We start from the raw sequence: 22,634 nt of genomic DNA, 5'->3' as shown, positions 1-22,634 counted from the left end.
ACTATTATTAGCAGTATGTTACATTTATCTTGTTACGATGTTATACACAAATTAAATAATTTTTACCACTAGGGGAGTCTTTAAAAGGCTGAGACATATATTGTCATATATGGACCCTTTGAACCTGATCTAGTTCATACTAGCGTAGGGAAGTGGCGACATCTTGCTTTTTAATATGTAAATGCAAGGCCGCTTCCTATTGTTTTCAGGAAGCGGTCTTTTTGTGTTTAACCAGTTTAGCAGCGATAACCATTCATTTAATATTTCAAGGGAGTGTTACTTATGTCAATTCGAAAATTAACAATCATGGCCTTATTAGTGGCAATTGCTGTAGCAGGTTCTACCTTCGTTTCAATTCCAACAGGGATTGCGCGAGCTTATCCAATACAGCATGCCATAAATGTCATTGGTGCCATTCTACTCGGTCCAGTACCAACCATCATCATTGCCCTTGTCACGGCAATAATTCGTATTCTAACAGGGACAGGCTCCCTATTAGCCATTCCTGGAAGTGTCATTGGCGCATTTTGTGCAGCATTAGCTTATAAATACAGTGGCAAACCTTGGCTAACAGGTGTCGGTGAAATAGTAGGAACTGGGATCATCGCATCCCTCATAGCAGTACCATATGCATATATCTTAATGGGAACATCTGTCGCAGCAATGTTTTTCATGCCTGCTTTTTTGAGCTCTAGTATTATTGGTGCTATTTTAGGTGTGGCCGTTGCTAGTAGTCTACGAAATACTGTACTTATTAAAAATTTCCATTAAATGAACAGGGATTCCTTCCACTCTATTTTGAGCGGAAATCTCCTTTTTGGGATTTCTTCCCCCTAATTTATGAGATGAACCTCCCCTTTTCAAAGAACCACCCAATCATATACAAAAAAACAGTGCAAAATAATCAATCATTTTGCACTGTCATTTAATCCAATTTATCGTTTTTTCATGCCCTTTAATAACTGAGCAACATTCGTATCCTCTGCCTGTATGGTTTTATTCTCTACAAGCGACTCTTTCTTCTTCGACTTAGCAAAGATGCCCCAGCCAAAGCGGCGAATCGTAATATCGATGAAGAAGAATAACATACCTGCTAATATAAGCCACGTTGCTATATTTTGCCGGTCTGCCCCTTTCTTCGTAAATTCACGAAATACCTCCTTCGGTTCTTTCAAAACAGAGCCACCCGTTTGCTTTGTCAGTTCTTCCACCAGCTTATCATTTACTGGTTGTAACTCATATTCAGCACTATAAGGTACACTTATCCCTGCCTGATAAATAGCTTGATCTTCATCAGCAATACGGAAGAAAATGAGTCCTGGCTCTGCTTGCACAACTGCCCGAACCTGTGAGGCTGAAATGGCCTCAAGCTGTGTTTCAAGTTCTTCCCCTGCTTCATTGACAGCTACAATATCTAAAAATGCTGCTTCGTTGGTAGGATCTGTAATAATAAATGAACCATCCGATTCTAAACGTACATCGTAGGCAATGTCATTATAGCTTGGTAGCATTTGAGATATAAGCGTTTGCCAAAATGTTCCCCAATCCTGCCATCTTGCCCAGTCACCTGTCCATTTACCTGTCGAATCGGAAGTAAAGGCAAATGTCTTGCCAAGGCCATATTGCCATTGAGCCAGCACCGGATCCTCTTTCTCACTTTCCGCAATTACAGAGGCACCCTGTTTCGCTGTTGTTCCGATATAAGCATTCATTTGAGGTACACCATTTGCAAATAACTTGTTCCAACCAGATGCGTTATAGATGGCTGGATAGAAGGGGTTATCCTCAATATATGTGCGTGAAATCATTGCCGTTTCACGGGATAAAATAGAAGGTATGGTCTGCTCATCAACAACATCATAAAATCGCCCGCTACCCATTTCACTAAGTGCTTCAAGTAAATTGGCATCTGCATCTTGTCCAATCGCTACAGTTGACAATGTTACGCCATTTTCTTTTCCTTCAGCAATTAAGTCTTCATAATTCCCTGACTGTGACTGTCCATCCGTTAATAGAATAATATGCTTTCGCTGTAGTTTTAAATCTGCTAAGTTCTCATAGGCCTTAGCGAGTGATCCATAAATCTCTGTCCCACCGCCTGGCGTTACTGATAAAATCGTATCTACTGCTTCTTCCTTATTGCCAAGTGGTCCTGTTTCGATAATTTCCCAAGGTCGATCATCGAAGGCAATGAACCCAAGCGTATCTTCATCTCGTAACATTTCAACAGAACGAGCTGCTGCCTCCTTAGCTAGCTCTAGCTTCGCTCCGTACATACTGCCAGAGCGGTCTAGTACGATAACCAGTCCTAATGAAGGTAATTGTTCCTTTCCTTTAATTTCCATTTCAACAGGTAGTAAAGTTTCGATTGGCGTTTTAAAATAGCCACCCAAGCCAAAGCTATTTTCACCACCAACCATCGTAAAGCCAACGCCAAAGTTTTTTACTGCCTGCTCTATAACATTCATTTTGGCCTCGCCCACTAGATGTCCTGGCACATTATCAAAAATAATAGCATTATACTGTAGATAACTAGAAAGCTCATTTGGCAAACTTCGAGCATCTATAACATCAAAGGAGATAGATTGTCTACCAAGAGCGGCTGCAATAGGTGATGCACTATCATAACCGTTAACAATTAATAAATGTGGTTCACTTTGTACCATTGTTACGCTTGTTAGTTTATTATTTTCAAAAATGGCATCCTGCTCAACCTGTACAACAGCTTCATACTTTACAAGACCCTCTGCTGTAGCAGTATGTTTATACGTAAATACATTGGAGCCTTGTGCAAGCTCTACAGCCTCACGGTGAACAAGTTTGTCGTTTTCATATAATAGAAGCTCCCCTTGACTAGCAGCTGTCGCATGAACTTCAGTAACTAATTGCTGCTGCTCACCCACATATGCAACTTGTGGGGTTACAAAGCTTTTCAGTGATATATCTGTAGAAACTGGTTGATGAAATGGAACAACATCAACACTTATATTGGAGCCTTTAAATTTCGATGCAAGCTCTAAAGCATTCCCTTTTGTTTCATTGCCATCTGTTAGAAGTACCAATCGTGTTGCCTTTTTTGAATTAACAATCCCCGAAGCAAGCTGGAGACTTTGTTCAATATTTGTTTGATCTGTTGCTCCTATATTTGTAAACTTCGGCACTTCCTTTAATGATTTCGATAAAATCGCTTCTGTTTGCAGTGTTGATGAAAAAGAATAAATCCCTGCAAGTTGTTCATCCTTTTTCGACTGTAAACTTTCCTCTATAAATTTAATCATCTCACCATCTGTGCCATTCATAGAAGCAGAACGGTCTACCATAAATAATATTTGTTCTTCCTTTATAGGTAATAAAATATAAGGACCTGCAAGCGCAAAAACTAAGCAGCTAACTGCTAGAATACGAAGTCCTAGCACTGTTATATGGCTCTTTTTCAAGCGCTGACGTTCTCGCCAATAGGTCCAGCCAAAATACATCAATAATGGGAGTAAAAGCAACAATGCTAATGGCATATCAATTCGTAAATCCACGTCGTCGTTGCACCTCCCACTCTGTAACAAGTACTAATAAAATAAGAAGAATAAGCCAAGGTACAAGTGAAGCTTTTGCTATCTCTTCTTTGCCATTCTCTTGGAGCTCTCCTAGTGTATAGCTTGTTCCTTTTTGGATGACACGCTCCTGTGCCTGAAGCTGGACAATTAAGCGCTTTTCTTCATCTTCTGAGCGTGCTGTATAAATACCTGGCTTCATTGGAGCTGTTAATAAGCCATTCGTTATGGACGATAAAAACTGATCGTCCTGCGAATATACACTCCAATCGCCCTGTTTCAAAGCAACTGCGCGCTGCTCGTTCGGCGTAAAAATACCAAGTGAACCAATCGATTCTGAAAGCTGCTGTTCCGCACTCCACAAAAATAATGGAAATGAAGGGTGCAGAGGCCAATCTGTATCTGCAATATCAGCTAATATGACAAGATCACCTTTAGGAGAACGTTGTATAAAGGGATGATCTCCAACCGATGCAATTGTTTTGTAGCCATCAAAACCAGGATATACAGTGCTAACATAAATATCTTTTAGCTCACTAAATGCAAACAATGCATCACTTGTTGTATTTACTTCGCCCTTTGCTTCAATTTTTTTGGCATCATCACGACCAAATAATACTATAGGTTTGTCCATCTTTTCGAGCAGTGCTGTTTGGTTAGTTACTACAGTCGTTTCTTGATTATCAGCTATCTGTAAAGACGGAATAATCTTGACACTGTTATTAATTGTTTGAAAGCCTTTTTGAATGAGTTGATGCATACTTTGATCGACCACTATTTTTGAGGTAGTCGTTTGTAGTAAAACAGTTTGTGAATTATCGACTGTATAATCATCATTTGCATCAATCGTAGCCGCCAATGTAGCCTCTAGTGGTAAATCTTTAAAAGTTTTCGTCACAGCTTCATTAGGAGGTAATGTTAAATCTTCCGACACTACCTTATTATTCTCTGCATTTTGTAACAATAAAGTGATCTTTTGCTCCAAATCAGTATCATTTTGTAGCTGTACCAATGCCATAGTCGATTGACCATCTGTAGTTGCAGCAAAACGTGTGATTGCGATATTCGTTAAATCTTTAGCAGAGCCTTTTACAATCCATTTCACTGTATCTTTTTCCATCGGTAAGTGCTTTTTATCCAGCGCATCTGTAAATACATAAATGGATGTTGGTATATCACCAACAAAAGCCTGTGCCACATCAAGTGCCTTATTCATTTGTGCTGTTTCATAGGTTACTTCCAGCTCTTGAATCGCCTTTTCAATATCTTTGGTGTTTGTCACCTGCTGTAGCACAGCTTTCGGTGTATTGCCTGTTGTAATGAGTGTCACAGGTCTACCGTTAAGTTGATTCACCAAAGACAGCAATTCCTTCTTATGTGTATCGAATGTTGACTGCCCTTTCCCAGCAAGCATTGTTGCGGACGTGTCCACAATAAAAATTGTCTGTGCTCCTACAATTGTTGACTTTTTAATATAAGGGTTCATTAGGGCTAGTACTAATAAAAGAAGTGCTAGGAGTTGCAAAAAGAGCAGAGCATTTTTTTGTAGTTGCTTTAAGTATGGTGATACACGCGTTTCCTGCATAATTTCCGACCAAAAAAGTGTAGAAGATACGGTTTGATCGATATATTTTTTTCGAAAGAAATAATATAGTAGGACAATGACCGGGATGATGGCCGTCCAGCTAAAAAGTATTTGACTAAAGCCCAATACGGCTCACCTCACCTAATCCAATGTGCTTTTAATAATTGCTGAAAGATGGCATGCTGTAATCCATCCTCCACTTTAAGCTGTAATTTTCTAACACCGAAGCGTCGACAAATAGCTTCAAATTCCTCTTCATGTAATAAACGTCGTGCCATATATGCGTCTAAAACTTTAGAGGACATTGTAACGTTGACATCTTTGCCAGTCTCACGATCTAATAGGCGGACATCACCAGTATAATTAGGAGATAACTCCTCTTCCGTGACAATTTGTAATAAACGTACATCCCCTGCATAACGTGGTAATCTTTTTAAAAGTTGCTCCCATTCCTCGATTGGCTCTAGCCCATCTGTAACGATAAATAGCACTGTACTATCCTTCGGTAATGCTTTTAAAGCTCCCTGTGCAAAGCTTCCCGTATAATCTGCTTTTTCTATTTCTGTGATAATTTGTAAAAAAGCGCGTCGATACATAGCGCCTTTACGACGAAATGGCGGCTTCATCTCATCTTGCACAAAAGAAAAAGATAACCGATCGTCACGACCAAGCACCATTAAACCAAGAGAAGCAACAATTTGACGAGCAAATGTCCATTTAATATCATCATCCATGGATTTAGTGGTATCTAGCAAAATGTGTACACGCATCTCTTGCTCATCTAAAAATCTTTTAATAAAGTATTTATCAGTTCTTGCAAAAACGTTCCAATCGACCTGCCGTACATCATCACCTAAATGATATTCACGAAAATCTGAGAAATCGAGTGATGCCCCGAAGCGCTGCGAACGGTGCGAGCCTTTATGCTGCCCTCGCAATTTGGAGGCCGTTGCCAATTGAAAGCGACTAATTTTCGCTAACCAATCTTCGGGCAATATTATTTTTTGTGTCACTTGCTAACACCTTGCTGTACTCTTTCTAAAATAACATCAATCACATCATCCGCTGTTTTTCCTGAAGCCTCCCCTTCATAATTCAACAGCATACGATGACGTAATACTGGTTTCGCTACAGATTTAATGTCTGCTACAGAAACATGGAAACGCCCATTCATAAGTGCCCTCGCCTTTGCTAACTTTATTAAGCTTTGCAAACCACGTGGACCACTACCATACATCGCATATTGCTTGACCTCGTCTATAGCATCAACTCTTTCAGGATGTGTAGCGACAACTAGGTCCGTTGCAAATTCAAGCATTTCATCTGCAACTAGTATTTCCTTTACCATTTGCTGTGCCTCTATAAGTACCTCTGTGTCCATTATTTTTTGCAAGCCAATTTCCTGAACGCCCGTTGTACGCTTCATAATTTCCATTAGCTCACTTTTCTCAGGATATGGTACAAGTATTTTACATAGGAAACGGTCCATTTGCGCCTCAGGTAATGGATAGGTTCCCTCCATCTCAATCGGGTTTTGTGTAGCTAGCACAAAAAAGGGCTTAGCCATCCTTTTTGTATCCCCTAAAATCGTAACTGTCTTTTCTCCCATAGCCTCTAGCAATGCACTTTGCGTTTTAGGTGTTGCACGATTAATTTCGTCCGCTAACACCATCTGACTAAAAATCGGACCAGGCTGGAATGTAAACTGCTGTTTACCGTCTACTGTACGCTCAATCATACTTGTTCCAGTAATATCTGCCGGCATAAGATCAGGTGTAAATTGAATACGTGAAAACGATAAATCAAGTACCTCAGAAATTGTACGAATTAACATCGTTTTGCCTAAACCCGGCAGCCCCTCTAATAATGCGTGACCATCGGCTAAAACTGCGTACAATGTATAATCGATTGCCTCCTCTTGACCGACAATAAAGCGATGAATTTCCTCTTTCACCTGCTGCAATTTCATACTCATTTCAACATACTGCTGCTCTGTAAATGCCATTTCTTTTCCTCCTACTGCGACTCTATTGACGTGAAATAAGATTGCACGACATTTTGTAAATCTTTTGGTAATTGTAATCGTTCTGAGCTCTCAATATAGCTATCCTTATATGACCCTATTACTTCGTCATATGGGCGGATGGTTCCCTTAGTTATTGGACCATTTCCTTGCTGCTCAGATACATGTGAGCCATCTCCTAGTGCACCACCGTCCACTGATGTCTCACTTGAGCCTCCAATTCGATTCGGCGTTGTTAATAAAGAGCGACTGCCCTGGCCCGATCCTGCACCTTGTCCACCTTGTCCAGAACCATTTCCCTGACCTTGTCCTTGCCCCTGACCTTGCCCTTGTCCCTGTCCTTTTCCTTGAGCTTGACCTTGACTATTACTTGAAGACTGTTGGGAACTTTTTTGAGAATTACTTTGGCTTTGCTGGCCTGCCTGCCCTTGTTGATTGCTTGACTGCGAATTACCTGATGGATTTTGGCTCGAATTAGAATTGTTTTGCTGATTGTTATTAGCATTATTGGCACTCGCAATAGCATTTTGTAATGTATTGCTTGCTGGCTTTCCAAGCTTGCTCATCGCTGTCTGAGTAGCATTAGCGTTTTGTGTCAGCTCTTGCTGCATTTGAGCAAGCTCCTTCAGCTGCTCCACTTCTTCCTTCGATAAACCATTACCTTCTGTGGCACCATCCTGGCTAGTCGTTTGCTTGTCCTTTAATTGCTGCTCCTTTAAGGCAAGCTCCTTTTGTTTTTTCACGACCTCACGTAATGCTTCTTCAGCCGTTTCTGCCTCTTTTAACGTATTTTGTAATTCCTTTAATTGCTCTTTCACGTCTTTTGTTTGAGCCTTTTTCTCTAGCTTGGCAACTTCCTTCTTAACGTCCTCGATAACAGCCTTTTCTTGCTCTACCTCAATGGCTTCCATTTGTGTGGCTGATGGATATAAGTATAGAATTGCCAGTACAACTGTAAATGCAAATATCCCACTTAGTGCCTTTGGACGAAATAAATGCTTCTTTCTCGCTTTAAAATTTGTAAAGGATGTTTCGGCGTTTTGTACAGCTTTTATGAGCAGTGATTGTATTAGCGGGTCCTTATCATCCTGGAAAGATAAGGCTGTCACTAATTCATTGTGTAAAAAATAATCATCCAATCTATGCAATGCGTCTTTTTCTTTCGCACGCTTCCACCACATAAATATTACTGCCGCTAGTACAATAACTATAAAGACAATTAGTGCAGCTTGTCTGTAAAATGGCCAGACAAATAATCTGGAGACGAGGACAAGTGAAGCACTCGAAAGCAAAGCAAAAAACAGACCATATTGTGCAATGGGAATACTTCTTTCTACTGTTAAACTCGTCTTTGCACGTTGAATATATTTTCGTAATTGCTTACGACGCTCCATAAGAATTCCTCCTCATCGGTTACTTTTCATGTTGGCACGTAATTTTTTAATAGCGATTGTTAGGCATAAAACGATAATCAAGATATACGCTATTAAATAAGTAATCCAAACAGGTAATTTCACACCTGAAAGCTCGCTAAGCGCATCTCCCATTTCGGGTGAAATAAGTGTTAACATCAATGCGCCGGGGTTAATGGACGCCCAGAAATAAGTCATATAGGATGTATTAGTGCCAATGTTGTTCCCCATTTGATGGAAGGCCATTGTTAAAAAGAAGAAAAATGCCGTAATGCCACCTAAAAAGATAATTGAACCATATGTTGCAATCATGGCAACGATTGTTCTTTTTGTAATGGTTGAAAACATTACACCGATACTACCTATTGCAACTACTGTTACTAGGTAAAATAAAAATATTGAAATTAACTGAGATGGTGATACCCCACCAAATAAAAATACTAAACTATATAATGGCAGCCCTGCGATTAGCATTAATACTAAAAATGCTACCGAAGAGAGTAGTTTGCCAATAATGATTTGTGTAGAGCTTTGTGTTGTTGTTAATAAAATATTTAATGTTTGCTTTTCCCTTTCACTGCTAATGGCACCAGCAGTCAAGCTCGGTGTAATAAATAGTACAAGAGCCATCTGTAAAATAGTTAATACAGCAAACATCATAAAGCTCGTATCGGGTCTAAAAAAGCCTCTGCCTGTGAATTCAGTTGTTAATAGAAGGAATCCCGCTATGAAAATACAAAGGACTGCTAAATAAAACATCAATCCTGAAAAGCTTTTAAAAGAACGGAAGCGTAACTTCAATTCTTTTACGAGTACTGGATTATAAAATCGTTCCATCATTGTTTGTCCGCCCCCTTCGTAATCGCCATAAAGACATCCTCTAAATCTTTTTCCTCTTCACTTAATGCATAGATAGGTAAATTTGCTAGCATTGCCTTTTTCAAGAGTGCTACTTGATCAGCATCCGTTCCACGATAGTTAAAGGCTATTTCTAGGCGATTATCTATCACATCTATCGAGGAGATTAAAGGGTCCTCCTCTAAGAATGCACGTACCTCATTTACTCGATCTGTAACCCTTATAACAATACGCTTCTCACCTTGTAGCTGTGCCTGAATGGAAGAGACATTACCATGAGCAATAAGCTTGCCATTATCAATAACGCCAATTTCATCACACATTTCTGCGAGCTCAGGCAAAATATGTGAGGAAATTAATATCGTTTTGCCCATTGATTTTAGATTTCGTAGAATATCTCGCATTTCTACACGTGCACGTGGATCTAATCCTGAGGCAGGCTCATCCAATATTAATACCTTTGGGTCATGAATAAGAGCACGCGCTAAACATAAACGCTGCTTCATCCCTCGCGACAGTAAATCTACATATTCATAACGTTTGCTTGTTAAATTCACAAGCTCAAGCAGCTGTGGAATAAGGACTTTTCGTTCAGCTACACCTATACCATAGCTAGCACCATAGAAGTCTAAGTACTCATCCACTTTTAATTGATCGTACACACCAAAGAAATCTGGCATATAGCCAATTTGCTTTCGAACCTCCTTGGGCTCCTTAATAACGCTTTTTCCATTAATAAGAGCATCACCGGAAGTTGGTGACAACAGGGTCGCCAATATCGAGAAAGTAGTGGATTTTCCTGCTCCATTGGCACCTACAAATCCAAATACAACGCCTTCCTCTAATGTTAAGTTTAGATGATCTAATGCTGTAAAGGAGCCATATCTTTTCGTCAAATCACGAATTTCAATCATTATTTCGCCACTCCCTTCAGCTCTACTTCTGGTAATTTTGTTTGCTCACCTGTTTGATCTGGTCCAAATTTAATCTCAATCAGCAACTCGCCATTTTCGTTGAAGTACTTTGAAATGTTATCTGTAAACACCTGTTTGGTATCTACTAATGGCTCATAATTTTTCGTTTTATTATTCCAAATCGATAGTTGCATACGCGTAACATCCTTATTTGAAACCGTTAGTTCATTTAAAGTTTGAACTGAACTCATAAAATTATCTGGCATTGCAATGGATACCTCATATAAACCAACTGACATATACCAGTTATTTAACTGCTCATCTATTTTATCGTAATACGCATTAGCGGATTGGGGATTTACTGAATACGAAAAGTTGTTACGTTTCATCGTAAATGGTCCTGATAGCTCTACTTTGCCATCAAATGGCTGAATAAAATAAGAAATAGGTGACATTTTGGCACTTGTTTCAAGTTCCACACCAGCAATGGCTTGTTCTGCCCATGCAGTTATAACAGGTTTCTTATCATTTTCTACAAGTGGAAGTGCTAAAGATTGCATCCGCTCAATTCGAAGTGGATTTACTTCTTCCTTCTTCGATGGATAATTATAATTGTAGTTCGTAAATGTAGACGGCTTTTGAAGAACAGTCGCCGTTAACTCTTTATCTACTTTAAGAGTTCCATTCGCTTCTATATCGCCAAGCTTAACTTCTTTAACACCAGAGATTAAGGTAACATCCTTTAAAGCAAACGGGAAATTATTCTTAATTGTCCCTATTAATTTTTCATTTTTTAATGTTATATCGATATCCATATTGCCAATATTTTGCGCCGCTGTTTTCCCTGCGAAGGACTGTACAGACCAATAGCTTAAATCACGTAAAGTTAATGTAGAGCCATTTGCATTTTCTTTAATATAAGATGTTTCATGTAAATTTCCACTTGTTCCAGTGAAATTATTATTTCGACGAAGCGCAAATGCACTAGTATCCTTATCTGTATTCACAACAAAATCACCACTACGGTTTGTCAGTAGGGATTCCACATAATAGCCATTTAAACTACTATCTTCATTCACTTTAAAAAATGCTGATTGCTGAATTTGAGGCTGTACAATTCGATCCTTGGCACCGAAAATAAACAAAACAATCGATAATGCAACTGACATAATCGGAATTATCCACCATGCCTGTTCACGCTTGTCTAATTTCTTTAGGATAAAATATAAAATCGGTCCAATAATTAAAATATATAATATGATAACGATTAACATATAGCTAACTGATACTTCAAAGGATGGGAATAATTCATTTACATCACGCAGTTCATAAGACAATTGATCCATTGTTGACTGCCCGCGCCCCATCATACCTTGCTGGGAAAGGCTTTGAATATCCAATAATTTTGCTGCTAATGTTGCATAGCCATCCATAGATGCAAGCGGCTGATCTCCTAATGAAAAGGCGGTTTGAATAATTTCTCCACTGCCAACCTTTTTCTTGGATGCTAGGAGGGTATTATTGTCTGTTAATACAGGTAAACTTCCTTGATTTCCAGTTGCCGCAAAAACAGATATTGGCTGTGAAAAAGTACCCCCGCCTGCTATTTTAGATAAGCTATCTGCGGAAACAGTTGTCAATTGCTGTGATAATGTAAGTGGTAAATCATCCTTAAAAATGCCGGCTGTTGCATTTACTTGATCACCAGCTCCCACTAATAATGTACCGCCATCCTGTACCCATTTAAATAAAGCCTGTTGTTGTTTTTGCGATAAATCGGCTATGGCAATTTCATCGATGACTATGATGTTCGCCATCGCAAAGCCTTGCGCATCTTCAGGCAATGTAAAATCTTTTATTTGCTTTAAATTAAAAACCTCAACATTGTTTTGAGCAGCAAATTGAGAAAGACGTAAAAATCCTGATAGGCGATCACTCTTATCTGTTAGCGTATAGATAAATACAGAAGAGGGATCTAAAAAGTTACCTTGTATTTGTTTTGTCCCTTTATAATCAACCTTTTTCCCCTTTTCAATGCTTCCTTCATAGAAGGCAAATAAATCTGCATCTGAATAACTATAATCAGCTAAACCATCTAAATAGAAATCAAATGTTTTTTCTTCTCCTGCTGCAATATCAATCGGCAGCACTAGAGCGGATGCAGCTACATAGGAGCTAGAGGCATTAATGGCCATATCTCCCGAAAAATCTGCACCATTATTTTTTACTGTTACTTGAAGTGGCACCAATGATTGATATTTTGCTTTCCCTGTAATTCCTACCTTAGCTTGTACCTCTAAAGTTGCAGCTGCTCTTGCCTGCTCCACAGGCAGAAGAAAGCTAATAACAAGCATAAATATGAATACGAGTGCCGTGATATTCGTTTTTTTCAAAAGCTCAACCCCTTTTTTCTCTATAAATATTAATGGTTACATAATTATACGTTTAAAATTGAATTTTGTTCCATTTCTTATGACATCTTCATGAATATTCATAAACTCTTAAGAATTAAAAAGCAGTCCAGAAAGTAATTTTTTTTACTCTGGACTGCCTTCAGATTTTCTATTTCAAGTAATCAAACAAGCACCGTGCATGATCTTGTATCACTTCGACGAAAGCCTCTACTTGCCGTAATTCAAATGAAGATTCATACCCTATTAACCATGTATCCCTCGTTAAACCGAACTCTTTTTCATTATTTGTAAGGGCTATTTTATTAATACCATCATGATCATTTAAAGTAATGGAAGGTAAGATAGCATAACCAATTCCGTCTAATGCCATTTGTTTACAGATTTCAATTTGATCAACCAAAATCTGTCGTCTTGGATTTGAAGCAAAATGTTGCTGCCACCATTGTTGAATTTCCTGATAATAATTGGAATCACTTTTAAATTGAATAAAAGGTCGCTCTGTTGACAGTACATCTTCAATTGTTTTTAATTCCTTATCAACTAAATAAAGGGTGTCCCGAAAAAGATGAATTTTTTCTCCCCTCCAATCAACCTGTCCACGAACAATTCCCACATGAGCCTCTCCTTCATACAATGCTTTCACAATTTCAGAGCTCCAACCAGTCATAAGTGAGATTTTCGCCTCAGGATATTTCGTTACAAAATCTTTCAATATTTTAGGGAGCCAGTTTTGACCAACAATCGAAGCACATGCTATTTTCAATGTCCCATTCACTTTTGTTGTCAATGATTGGATTGTTTCAAAAATCTCCTCTTTTTTGCTTAGCATTTCTGTGGCATAGCCAATCACCATTTCTCCAGCAGGTGTTGCTGTCAGTCCCTTTTGCGAACGGATAAATAGCTGGGCTCCCCATTCCTTTTCAATCGTTTGCAAACGTTGAGAAAGAGCCGGTTGGGATAAAAATAGACGTTCTGCTGCCTTTCGCATATTGCGTTCCTCAGCTAATACTTTTAAGATTTCAGCTTCTGTCGCCATCAATCAGTAAACCTCCAATACAAGCAAAGAGGGTCTCATGATTTTCATCTGAGTCCCCCTCGTATATTAGTAGTAAGAGCTCTTTCCGATAGAATTTCCAGTTGATCCGGACAGCTGGGAGAGCTGTTGGATTTCCTATAGGAGATAGTCGCCTTTTGGCTCCCTCACTCTTTTTTATTGTTTTACCTGTTTGACCCTGGTTTACACGAGGGACCAAAAGGAAACTTCCATTTTAACTATTCAAAATAGTATAGATAACAGGTGCTTACCTGCTTATTTGTGTTAGCCAATTTTATATCGTTTGGGCGAAGGATGGAGGAGGCTCCATTTTTGTACTTCGTCCTTTTTTGTTTCACCTTTTATTTCACTCAGACTGTGCCCATGAGACAATGGAACGGACAAGGTTGACGCAGGAAATAGCTATTCCCCCTTGCGGGCACTTTTTGTGCACTGCTTAAATAGCCTGCTACCCATCGTTCATTATGGAAGGTCTTACCACTGGCTGCGACGTTGTTGGAGAAGAGAGTGTAGCGCTCATTATGGTCTTCTTTACTTTGATTGCTCATCACGAGGCAGACATCGATGATTCGACTGGGCACCCAGGTCTGAGACAATCTTGATTATTTCCCCATAGGAGGTGATTGGCATGTCACAAATGCTAGTCGGTATCGACGTGAGTATGCGCTCCCATCATGTCCAATTCATGCATGGCGAGGGTCATTCGCTTGCTGATTTTTCTGTTTCTAATGATGTAGAAGGTGCGAACACCTTGATTCAAAAGCTTTTGAAAACAGCGGAAAAGAATCAGCTTACACAATTAAAAATTGGGATGGAGTCAACGGACCAATATAGTTGGCACCTAGCCCATTATTTGAAAAATCAATTACAGGGCTATGCACCCTTGTTTCAAACAGCGGTGTTTATGCTCAATGCTCGAAAAGTAGCACGCTTTAAAAAAGGCTACGATACGTTACCGAAAAACGACCGAATAGATGCCTGGGTTATTGCGGATCATTTACGCTTTGGACGCTTGCCATATGAAATGCAAGAAACCCTTCAACACGAGGCGCTTCGTCGTTTAACACGTACACGATTTCACATGATGCATGAAATTGCACGTAATAAAACGTACATGATGAATCAATTGTTTTTAAAATTTAGTGGCTTACGCCAAGATAACCCCTTCTCTAACACATTTGGTACAACGAGTTTAGCAGTCATCGAAGAGCTCGACCCTGAAATGATTGCAGAAATGCCATTAGAAGAGCTAGTAGAGTTCTTACAAGAAAAGGGCAAGAATCGTTTTGCGGAACCAGAAGAAATCGCAAAATATCTTCAAAAGCTGGCACGCAACTCCTATCGTCTAGACAAAATGATGGCAGATCCCGTTAATTTATCTCTATCTGTGATTTTAAGTACGATTCGCCATATGGAAGCCCAGGTCAAGCGCTTAGATAAAGAAATTGAGCTTATGATGAAGGGGTTCACCCAAACATTAACATCGGTAAAAGGCATCGGACCCGTATACGCAGCGGGATTACTCTCTGAAATTGGTGACATTAAGCGTTTTGTTGATCATCACGCTTTAGCGAAATACGCAGGACTTGTATGGTCACAATATCAATCAGGTGAGTATGAATCAGAAAACACTCATCGTGTGCGAACCGGAAATAAGTACTTACGCTACTATCTCGTTCAAGCCGCCGATGCCATACGAAAACATGACACCGAATATAAAGCCTTTTATCAAAAGAAATTCAATGAAGTGACGAAGAATCAACACAAACGCGCTCTCGTCTTAACCGCTAGAAAACTTGTACGCCTCGTGCATTCGCTACTACGCACGAATCAGCTGTACATACCAACCGAAAGGAGAGAGTAAATTTACCCATTCTCTTTCTTTCAAACCTTTGATTCGCTTCCATTTACGTCCATTTTTTTGTACGAAAAATGTGAGGTTTATTTGAGTACGCTTAAAAACAGCCTTTTTAATGTTCAGTAGCTTAAGAGTTTCCAATTTCGATGTTTTTTATGGTTGACATATTACCACTGGGCTCTTAACCTACTACTCTTTTAGATAAATATATTTTTTCAATTGCTTTAAAATCACACGTCTTGTTAAAATCCCTGCAAATGTACCTTCTTCATCCACAACACATAAAAAGGCATGATTAATCACTAAATCGAGAGCTCGCTGAAAAGTATCTGTTAACTTTAATACAGCAATATTTTTGTCCATAATTGTATCCACTTTAATATCAGGCAGCTTTTCATATTCAATATGTTCGAGTCCAAGAATGGATTCTGTAATCATCTTCATGCTTAGTAACCCTTGAAGTCGGTATTTCAAATCTAAAACAGGTATCGACGAATACCCTGTACGTGTAAGTACAAGGAGTGCATGCTCCGCACTATTCCCACTTTGTACATGTGCTACCTTTTCAGATGAAATAATAAAATCACTAATTGGCATTGCTAATAAGTCTTTGCTGTTAGTTGAAATCATGAACTTCTTCTCCTTTACTGTCCTTACTATACAGAACAGGGTGCTTCCTTTTTATCATATCATAACTATTCCTTTTATGACCACGACAAGGTAGAGAAGAGTTTTTTTAAAGAACCACGAATGATTTAATTGCTTTGAACTAAACTAAGACGTAAGTTGGAAAGAAAAAATCATAAAAAGGACCTTCATTCAGACATACATCTGAATGAAGATAACAGTTTTAATAGCCTGCCTGACTCCAGTAATAAAAAATCATGATCCCTAAGAAAAGTAAAAAAATGATATAGACCCATACTATGGGGTTTAGCATTGTTGCATACTCTTCAACCGTTTCTGAAATCGGTGTATCGTTTTCAGACTTTCGTTCAGAGGTCATTTTCGCAATCTTTAGTGTTGACACAAAAGAAATAACGGAAATGATTGTAATGGCAATAAGAGCCGGTATTAACCACATACCCATTGGCAAAACTCCTTTCTTTACCCCTAGTATGCGTCAATCCGACTCTTCATTATGCAATTTATTTTATTTAGAATGGATACTGATTAAGCCATTGTCCACCGTCAAGTGTCACACATTCACCATTCATATAGCTAGCCTTATCAGACAGCATGAATGTTGCTAAGTCAGCAATTTCCTCAGGAGTTCCCGTACGCCCTAATGGTACAGAATCTAATGTACGAGCAGCCGCAGCCTCTGATTCCCAAAGCCTTTCTGCACCCCCTGTTCGCTCAATTGGACCTGGTGCAATTGCATTCACCCGAATCCCGTACTGTTTCCCCCATTCAACAGCTAGTGTTCTCGTTAATGATAATACACCCGCTTTAGCTGCTGCTGAATGAATAACGCCAGCACCAGCATTCCACGCATAAGTTGCAACCATATTCAAAATGGCTCCTTTAATATTATGTTGAATCCAATACTTACCAACAACAGAAGAACAGAAGAATGTACCATTTAACACAATATCAACAACAGCCCTCCAGCCATTCGGTGATAAGTCTTCCGCACGTACGATAAAATTGCCAGCAGCATTATTCACAAGTCCATCAACCTGTCCAAATTTTTCAACAGCAAATGCTAGCATCGCCTCTGCATGCTCTGGCACTCGTACATCCATTTGGAAGGTCTCAATTGAAGTTCCAGCCCCTAAAATAAAATCCTTTGCCTCAGCTAAGCGTTCTTCATTACGACCTGTAATAACAACATTCGCTCCTTCAGCAACAAAGGTCTTAGCCATATAAAGTCCCATTCCACTTGATCCACCCGTAATAATAATTGTTTTCCCCTGCAACATACCATTTCCCCCTTCACAAAAATGAATGATGATTCATATAAATATTACTATATTTTCTCGTATATGTCATATTAATTCTGTAAAGAGTCAAAAAAATCGATACACTATTTACCATAGCTCTACTTATTCCTACATAAAAAAGAACCATTCAAGACTTTTGAATAGTTCTTTCTAATTTAGTGGGCAGTTCAATATTTACCATTTATCTATTTGAAATTTCCTTGGTTACTTGGTTACTTGGTTACTTGATTACTTAAAACTCATAATGATAGGCCTTTTTATAAAGCTCTCTTAGCTCTTCTTCTGTAGGTATTTTAGGATTATTTCTTGGACTTCCGCTAGCAATTGCATCAATGGTCATTTTTGGGATAGCGGCATAAAAGGCTTCTTCCTCAATTCCCCATTGTTTTAAATTACCGATATTCATTTTTTTACACATCTCTTTAATAGAAATAATCGCTAAATCAGCAAGCTCTTCCTTCGTTAATAATTTCCCATCTTTATTAAAAAATTCACCGAGATCTGCGAGCAGATTAATACAGGCATCCTTAGAAAACTCCAAAACTACTGGTAAAAGCATAGCATTTGATATGCCATGCGGTACATGGAATAAAGCTCCAATTGGCCGAGACATACCATGCACTAAAGCAACAGACGCATTAGAGAATGATAGGCCCGCCTGCATGGAACCGAGAGACATGGCTTCTCGTGCATCAAGATCATCACCATGTTCATAAACCTTTACTATATTATTGACGATTAATTCCATAGCTGATAATGCCAGGACATTCGAATAGGGATGAGCTAAGCGAGATAAATAGCTCTCAATCGCATGGCTCAATGCATCAATACCTGTCGCTGCTGTAATAGCAGGAGGAGAGGTAACCGTTAATAAGGGATCAACAATAGCAATGGTTGGCATAAAAGCAGGTTGCTTAATCATCATTTTCACATCATTCTGTGTGTTAGTTATAACTGTTGCATCTGTCGCCTCAGAGCCAGTGCCTGCTGTCGTCGGGATTGCAATATGAGGAATAGGTGCCTGCTCTGCGATTTTTAGCATTTTCATATAATCTCCTATATAGCCACCATTTGTTGACACCACAGCAATTGCTTTCCCTGTGTCGATACAGCTTCCACCACCAACCGAAATAATGACATCACAGCCTTCAGCCTGTAAAACATCCAATCCTTCAGCGACATACGTATCCACCGGCTCTGTTGCTACACCCAAGTATGATACCGCTTCTAATCCTTGTGTCTTTAAATAACTGCAGCATTGGTTGACAAAGCCTAAACTGTCCATAATAGGATCACTTATAATAAGTACCTTGTTCCCCAACTTTTTTGCATACACCCCAACCTCCTCAAATGCATCTCGGCCATAGACAATAGTTGCTGGTGAATGAACGGTAAAGATTGTTTTTGTTTGAATCATTATTTCTCCCTCCTAAGCTATTGTGCTGTATATCCACCATCTAAGATTAGTGCTTGCCCAGTGATACCCTTTGCCATATCACTCGCTAAATAAAGGGCAAGACCCGTAATTTCAGTTACATCAAGCAGACGTTTTTGAGGGACTAGGGGATAAAGCACTTGCTCCAATACCTCTCCTACTGCCATTCCTCTTATTTTGGCTAAATCTGAAAATTGATGTCGTACTAAATCTGTATCCACATATCCTGGACAAATCGCATTCACTGTTATTCCGTTAGTGGCCACTTCTAGCGCTGCCACTTTTGTTAGACCAATAACACCATGTTTTGCTGCATTATATCCAGCCTTACCTGCAAAACCAATAACACCATTAATAGAGGCCATATTAATAATACGTCCATAATTATTTTTCTTCATATGTGGTAATGCGTACTTCATGGCTACAAAAGGTGCGACTAGCATTACTTTCTGCATGGATTCGAAAATTTCTGTTGAGAAATCCTCTATTAGAGAAACATGTTGAAACCCAGCATTATTCACTAAAATATCTATAGTCTCAAATTTTTTAACAGTAAAAGCAATCGCATCGCAAATTGACTGTTCATCTATTACATCACAAGTGTAGGCTGTTAATTGAGGATTTTGTTGGATTGCCTCTTGTAAAAGTTCTTCATTCTTATCAGTAATGACCACATGCGCACCTTGTTCAGCAAATGCTTGAGCAATGGCAAGACCAATGCCACGAGCTGCACCTGTAATAAAGACAGTTTTTTCTTTCAAATATAGCCCCTCCCATTCTTGTCCTAATCATTATTGCTTGGAAACGCAAATGTAGAAGCTGATGTTGTATGAACAGTCATCCAACGCTCTGAAATTGTTTTTGTTTTTGTAAAGAAACGTGCTTGATCTGGTCCAAACATATGTCCTTCGCCAAAACGAGAACCTTTAAATCCAGCAAAATTATGATAGCCAACCGGGATTGGAATAGGTACATTCACACCAACCATTCCAACATCTATTTCTGTTGTAAACTTACGTGCTGCAAGTCCATCATTCGTAAAAATCGTTACACCGTTGCCAAGCTCATGTCGATTAATAAGTTGAATAGCTTCCTCTAAAGAATCAACACGTACAACATTACGAGCTGGGCCGAATATTTCTTGTTCATAAATTTCCATCCCTGGTTTTACATTATCGAACAATGTTGGTCCAATGAAAAACCCTTTTGATTCTTTTACAATATCAAGATCTCGACCATCACAAACAACTGTTGCCCCCTCAGCTTCTCCCCGATTAATGGCAGCAATTATTGCTTCTTTTGATTGCTGTGAAATAACTGGACCGAAATCTGTCTCTGGGTTTGTATAAGATCCAACTTTTAAGTTAGCAATTTTCTTCTTTAGAATTTCGACAAGTTTATCTGCTGTATCCTTTCCAACAGGCATAATCGTTGAGATAGCCATACAGCGTTGAGAAGCTGCTCCATATGCTGCGCCGATAAAGGCGTTGGCAACCTGCTCAAGATCAGCATCTGGCATTACAACCATATTATTTTTACCACCACCTAGTGCTGTCACTCTTTTTCCATATTTGGCACCCGTTTCATAGATGTACTTAGCAACTGGTGTTGATCCAACAAAAGAGATTGCCTGTACAGCTGGATTTTCTAATAGTTCATTAACTGCATCTTTATCGCCATTTATCACAGTCCATATCCCATCAGGTAATCCAGCTTTTTTCCATAGCTCACTAACATATAAGGCCGTCATCGGAACACGTTCGGATGCTTTTAATACAACAGCATTCCCAACAGCAACCGCCATACTTGTTTGTGCTAAAGGCACCATAATTGGAAAGTTAAAAGGTGAAATAGCCGCCACTACACCTAAAGGGAACTTAGCTGAATAAGCATTTATTTGACCACCAACATTTACGGAATACTCCCCCTTCATTAGGTGTGGTGCACCAATTGCTAAATCAACGGACTCTAAACCACGTGTGATTTCCCCCTTGGCATCCTCTAAGGTTTTACCACTCTCTGTACAAATAATTTGCAACAGTTCCTCGATATTTTCTGTAATAAGGTTGCGGAACTTTAGCACAATTTCAGCACGTTTAGACACTGACGTATCTCGCCAATGTGGAAATGCTATCTGTGCCTTTTCAATAGCCTCTCGCGTTTCCTCAGCTGTCGCTAGTGGTACCTTAGCGATTACATCACCAGTAGTTGGATTGAATACTGAACCAAAACGACCACTTTTCCCTTCAACTAGCTCCCCACCAATAAAATGCGTTAATGTTTTAACCTCTTGTACTGTTGTCATATTGTTGTCCTCCTTTAATTTGTTTAATTTCACATGCTTCAATAGCAGGCTTTTTTCCTTTTTCCAATTATTTTGTAGCCGTCCCTACTGCGGATGCTTTCCAATTATTTCGAAAATTAAATAGCCGTGAGTATTTTTGAATAACTACCGCTAATAATCTCGCCTCCTATATCAATTCGCAGATTGATAGACTATCTACACAATCGGAAACTCTACTCTTTCTACAATATATTTTATTGTTCATATATTGAGCACTAGTCAATTCCAGAGATTTATCGTAACATGAATAATTAGATATATTGAATGACCGAAGTCATTGACCGCAGTCAATTAAATCATAATCAAATAAATCCCATTTCGTCAATTATAATTTTAATATTTCTGACTTTTTAGAACGAATTTTTTTTTCGGAGGATGTGCAAGAAGCTATGGAAACACTAACTAATAGACAAAAAAAGGCATTGGAAACAAGAGAGAAATTATTAAAAACTTCTTTAGAGCTCTTTAATAGACATGGATTTGAGCATGTCTCCATTGATCAAATAACAAAGGCATGCCATGTATCAAAAGGGACATTTTACACACACTTCCCATCTAAATATGATGTGATTTTAGAAAAATTTAAAGAACTCGATAGTTTTTATAGTACTGTAGAGAAGACCATTAACCACTCCTTACCAGCAAGTGAAAAAATATTGATACTGTACCAAGAACAAATGAACTATTTAACAAATGTGGTAGGAAAAGATTTACTACGGACGGTATATACTGCTGCGATGACAAATCAAGTGGAACAAGATCATTATTTAATCAGTCCACAGCGGAAAATTTTCCAAATTATCAATTCATATATTGTGGAAGGAATTCAACAAGGGGAATTCCGACAAGATTTACAAGTAACACAAATGCAAACTATTATTCAGCGCTGTATGCGAGCAAATGTCTACGATTGGTTAATTCATAATGAAGATTTTGATTTAGCTACCCAAATGGCACAATTCACAGCTATCGTATTGGATGGAATGAAATTAAAAAATAACTAGTCATTACATAGCTTACTTAGTTAATGCTCGAGCTTCTCTGGACATCAGTTTCGCTCGGGCTTCCCACCTTTTCGCTCAGTTTCAATGCATTTTCGCTCGGCTTGCCCGCTTTTCTGCTCGGCTTCATCCTTTTTCCGCTCGGCTACATATCTTTTTCGCTCGGCTTCATTCATTTTCCGCTCGGCCACACATCTTTTTCGCTCAACTTCATTCATTTTCCGCTCGGCTTCCATTCATTT

19 protein-coding genes and 1 riboswitch are annotated in these 22,634 nt (G+C 39.0%); of the genes, 3 read left to right on the top strand and 16 right to left on the bottom strand.

Annotated elements, in window-relative coordinates; genetic code table 11:
• The first annotated feature begins 60 nt into the window (after nucleotides 1–60).
• Nucleotides 61–168, top strand: a riboswitch (TPP riboswitch).
• 114 nt (nucleotides 169–282) lie between these two features.
• Nucleotides 283–771: an energy coupling factor transporter S component ThiW gene (gene thiW / locus AC3WOM_RS14365; protein WP_492447337.1), complete on the top strand. Its 489-nt coding sequence runs from the start codon at nucleotides 283–285 to the stop codon at nucleotides 769–771.
• A gap of 164 nt (nucleotides 772–935) precedes the next feature.
• Here the strand turns inward: thiW and AC3WOM_RS14360 are convergent, their stop codons facing one another.
• From AC3WOM_RS14360 to ccpC, 9 genes are all read right to left on the bottom strand, one after another.
• Complete coding sequence (locus AC3WOM_RS14360) at nucleotides 936–3,530, bottom strand: VWA domain-containing protein (RefSeq protein WP_492447336.1); 2,595 nt, start codon at nucleotides 3,528–3,530, stop codon at nucleotides 936–938.
• Nucleotides 3,514–5,259: a vWA domain-containing protein gene (locus AC3WOM_RS14355; RefSeq protein WP_492447335.1), complete on the bottom strand. Its 1,746-nt coding sequence runs from the start codon at nucleotides 5,257–5,259 to the stop codon at nucleotides 3,514–3,516. Before AC3WOM_RS14355 ends, AC3WOM_RS14360 begins: the two co-directional genes overlap by 17 nt.
• An 11-nt stretch (nucleotides 5,260–5,270) precedes the next feature.
• Nucleotides 5,271–6,146: a DUF58 domain-containing protein gene (locus tag AC3WOM_RS14350; RefSeq protein ID WP_427544945.1), complete on the bottom strand. Its 876-nt coding sequence runs from the start codon at nucleotides 6,144–6,146 to the stop codon at nucleotides 5,271–5,273.
• Complete coding sequence (locus tag AC3WOM_RS14345; protein WP_492447334.1) at nucleotides 6,143–7,138, bottom strand: AAA family ATPase; 996 nt, start codon at nucleotides 7,136–7,138, stop codon at nucleotides 6,143–6,145. Before AC3WOM_RS14345 ends, AC3WOM_RS14350 begins: the two co-directional genes overlap by 4 nt.
• An 11-nt stretch (nucleotides 7,139–7,149) precedes the next feature.
• Entirely contained in the window at nucleotides 7,150–8,550 is a 1,401-nt protein-coding gene (locus AC3WOM_RS14340) for a DUF8809 domain-containing protein (RefSeq protein ID WP_492447333.1), read from the bottom strand.
• A gap of 12 nt (nucleotides 8,551–8,562) precedes the next feature.
• Complete coding sequence (locus tag AC3WOM_RS14335) at nucleotides 8,563–9,408, bottom strand: ABC transporter permease (RefSeq protein WP_427544951.1); 846 nt, start codon at nucleotides 9,406–9,408, stop codon at nucleotides 8,563–8,565.
• Nucleotides 9,405–10,340 (bottom strand): ABC transporter ATP-binding protein, encoded by a 936-nt coding sequence (locus AC3WOM_RS14330; RefSeq protein WP_427544953.1) that lies wholly within the window; start codon nucleotides 10,338–10,340, stop codon nucleotides 9,405–9,407. The genes AC3WOM_RS14335 and AC3WOM_RS14330 overlap by 4 nt, the downstream gene beginning before the upstream one ends.
• Complete coding sequence (locus tag AC3WOM_RS14325) at nucleotides 10,340–12,733, bottom strand: DUF8725 domain-containing protein (RefSeq protein WP_492447332.1); 2,394 nt, start codon at nucleotides 12,731–12,733, stop codon at nucleotides 10,340–10,342. The genes AC3WOM_RS14330 and AC3WOM_RS14325 overlap by 1 nt, the downstream gene beginning before the upstream one ends.
• Before the next feature lie 169 nt (nucleotides 12,734–12,902).
• Nucleotides 12,903–13,790, bottom strand: coding sequence for a transcriptional regulator CcpC (ccpC, locus tag AC3WOM_RS14320; RefSeq protein ID WP_427545005.1), 888 nt, complete (start codon nucleotides 13,788–13,790; stop codon nucleotides 12,903–12,905).
• Between the two features lie 646 nt (nucleotides 13,791–14,436).
• Here ccpC and AC3WOM_RS14315 point away from each other — a divergent pair.
• Complete coding sequence (locus tag AC3WOM_RS14315) at nucleotides 14,437–15,672, top strand: IS110 family RNA-guided transposase (RefSeq protein ID WP_492447331.1); 1,236 nt, start codon at nucleotides 14,437–14,439, stop codon at nucleotides 15,670–15,672.
• A gap of 183 nt (nucleotides 15,673–15,855) precedes the next feature.
• On the opposite strand, the gene cbpB is transcribed toward AC3WOM_RS14315, so the two are convergent.
• The 6 genes from cbpB to AC3WOM_RS14285 all read right to left on the bottom strand — a co-directional run bounded on the left by cbpB (nucleotide 15,856) and on the right by AC3WOM_RS14285 (nucleotide 21,352).
• The gene (cbpB, locus tag AC3WOM_RS14310; RefSeq protein ID WP_427544957.1) at nucleotides 15,856–16,296 is read right to left on the bottom strand and encodes a cyclic-di-AMP-binding protein CbpB; all 441 of its coding nucleotides are present in this window, start codon (nucleotides 16,294–16,296) and stop codon (nucleotides 15,856–15,858) included.
• A gap of 220 nt (nucleotides 16,297–16,516) precedes the next feature.
• A complete protein-coding gene (locus tag AC3WOM_RS14305; RefSeq protein WP_492447330.1) occupies nucleotides 16,517–16,756 on the bottom strand; it encodes a short-chain dehydrogenase in 240 nt (79 codons plus the stop codon).
• Nucleotides 16,757–16,823: 67 nt separating this feature from the next.
• Nucleotides 16,824–17,591 (bottom strand): 2,4-dienoyl-CoA reductase, encoded by a 768-nt coding sequence (fadH, locus tag AC3WOM_RS14300; protein WP_427544961.1) that lies wholly within the window; start codon nucleotides 17,589–17,591, stop codon nucleotides 16,824–16,826.
• 253 nt (nucleotides 17,592–17,844) lie between these two features.
• Nucleotides 17,845–19,029 (bottom strand): iron-containing alcohol dehydrogenase, encoded by a 1,185-nt coding sequence (locus AC3WOM_RS14295; RefSeq protein ID WP_492447329.1) that lies wholly within the window; start codon nucleotides 19,027–19,029, stop codon nucleotides 17,845–17,847.
• Between the two features lie 17 nt (nucleotides 19,030–19,046).
• Complete coding sequence (locus tag AC3WOM_RS14290) at nucleotides 19,047–19,808, bottom strand: 3-hydroxybutyrate dehydrogenase (RefSeq protein WP_492447328.1); 762 nt, start codon at nucleotides 19,806–19,808, stop codon at nucleotides 19,047–19,049.
• A gap of 23 nt (nucleotides 19,809–19,831) precedes the next feature.
• Nucleotides 19,832–21,352: a CoA-acylating methylmalonate-semialdehyde dehydrogenase gene (locus tag AC3WOM_RS14285; protein WP_492447327.1), complete on the bottom strand. Its 1,521-nt coding sequence runs from the start codon at nucleotides 21,350–21,352 to the stop codon at nucleotides 19,832–19,834.
• A gap of 428 nt (nucleotides 21,353–21,780) precedes the next feature.
• Between AC3WOM_RS14285 and AC3WOM_RS14280 the strand changes: the two genes are divergently transcribed.
• Nucleotides 21,781–22,395, top strand: coding sequence for a TetR/AcrR family transcriptional regulator (locus tag AC3WOM_RS14280; protein ID WP_427544969.1), 615 nt, complete (start codon nucleotides 21,781–21,783; stop codon nucleotides 22,393–22,395).
• 44 nt (nucleotides 22,396–22,439) lie between these two features.
• On the opposite strand, the gene AC3WOM_RS14275 is transcribed toward AC3WOM_RS14280, so the two are convergent.
• Nucleotides 22,440–22,610, bottom strand: a complete 171-nt coding sequence (locus AC3WOM_RS14275; protein ID WP_492447326.1) for a hypothetical protein — start codon at nucleotides 22,608–22,610, stop codon at nucleotides 22,440–22,442.
• Between the last annotated feature and the right edge of the window lie 24 nt (nucleotides 22,611–22,634).

It is taken from the genome of Lysinibacillus sp. FW301-JW8 (assembly GCF_058788755.1).
Note: the sequence above shows the minus strand (reverse complement) of the source record. Positions and strands in the feature narration are given on the sequence as shown.

Coding starts and splice junctions, on each gene's coding strand:
- AC3WOM_RS14280 (WP_427544969.1), top strand. CDS start 21,781: ATGGAAACACTAACTAATAGACAAAAAAAGGCATTGGAAACAAGAGAG.
- AC3WOM_RS14285 (WP_492447327.1), bottom strand. CDS start 21,352: ATGACAACAGTACAAGAGGTTAAAACATTAACGCATTTTATTGGTGGG.
- AC3WOM_RS14305 (WP_492447330.1), bottom strand. CDS start 16,756: ATGGGTATGTGGTTAATACCGGCTCTTATTGCCATTACAATCATTTCC.
- AC3WOM_RS14335 (WP_427544951.1), bottom strand. CDS start 9,408: ATGATGGAACGATTTTATAATCCAGTACTCGTAAAAGAATTGAAGTTA.
- AC3WOM_RS14330 (WP_427544953.1), bottom strand. CDS start 10,340: ATGATTGAAATTCGTGATTTGACGAAAAGATATGGCTCCTTTACAGCA.
- thiW (WP_492447337.1), top strand. CDS start 283: ATGTCAATTCGAAAATTAACAATCATGGCCTTATTAGTGGCAATTGCT.
- AC3WOM_RS14315 (WP_492447331.1), top strand. CDS start 14,437: ATGTCACAAATGCTAGTCGGTATCGACGTGAGTATGCGCTCCCATCAT.
- ccpC (WP_427545005.1), bottom strand. CDS start 13,790: ATGGCGACAGAAGCTGAAATCTTAAAAGTATTAGCTGAGGAACGCAAT.
- cbpB (WP_427544957.1), bottom strand. CDS start 16,296: ATGATTTCAACTAACAGCAAAGACTTATTAGCAATGCCAATTAGTGAT.
- fadH (WP_427544961.1), bottom strand. CDS start 17,591: ATGTTGCAGGGGAAAACAATTATTATTACGGGTGGATCAAGTGGAATG.
- AC3WOM_RS14295 (WP_492447329.1), bottom strand. CDS start 19,029: ATGATTCAAACAAAAACAATCTTTACCGTTCATTCACCAGCAACTATT.
- AC3WOM_RS14345 (WP_492447334.1), bottom strand. CDS start 7,138: ATGGCATTTACAGAGCAGCAGTATGTTGAAATGAGTATGAAATTGCAG.
- AC3WOM_RS14340 (WP_492447333.1), bottom strand. CDS start 8,550: ATGGAGCGTCGTAAGCAATTACGAAAATATATTCAACGTGCAAAGACG.
- AC3WOM_RS14275 (WP_492447326.1), bottom strand. CDS start 22,610: ATGAATGAAGTTGAGCGAAAAAGATGTGTGGCCGAGCGGAAAATGAAT.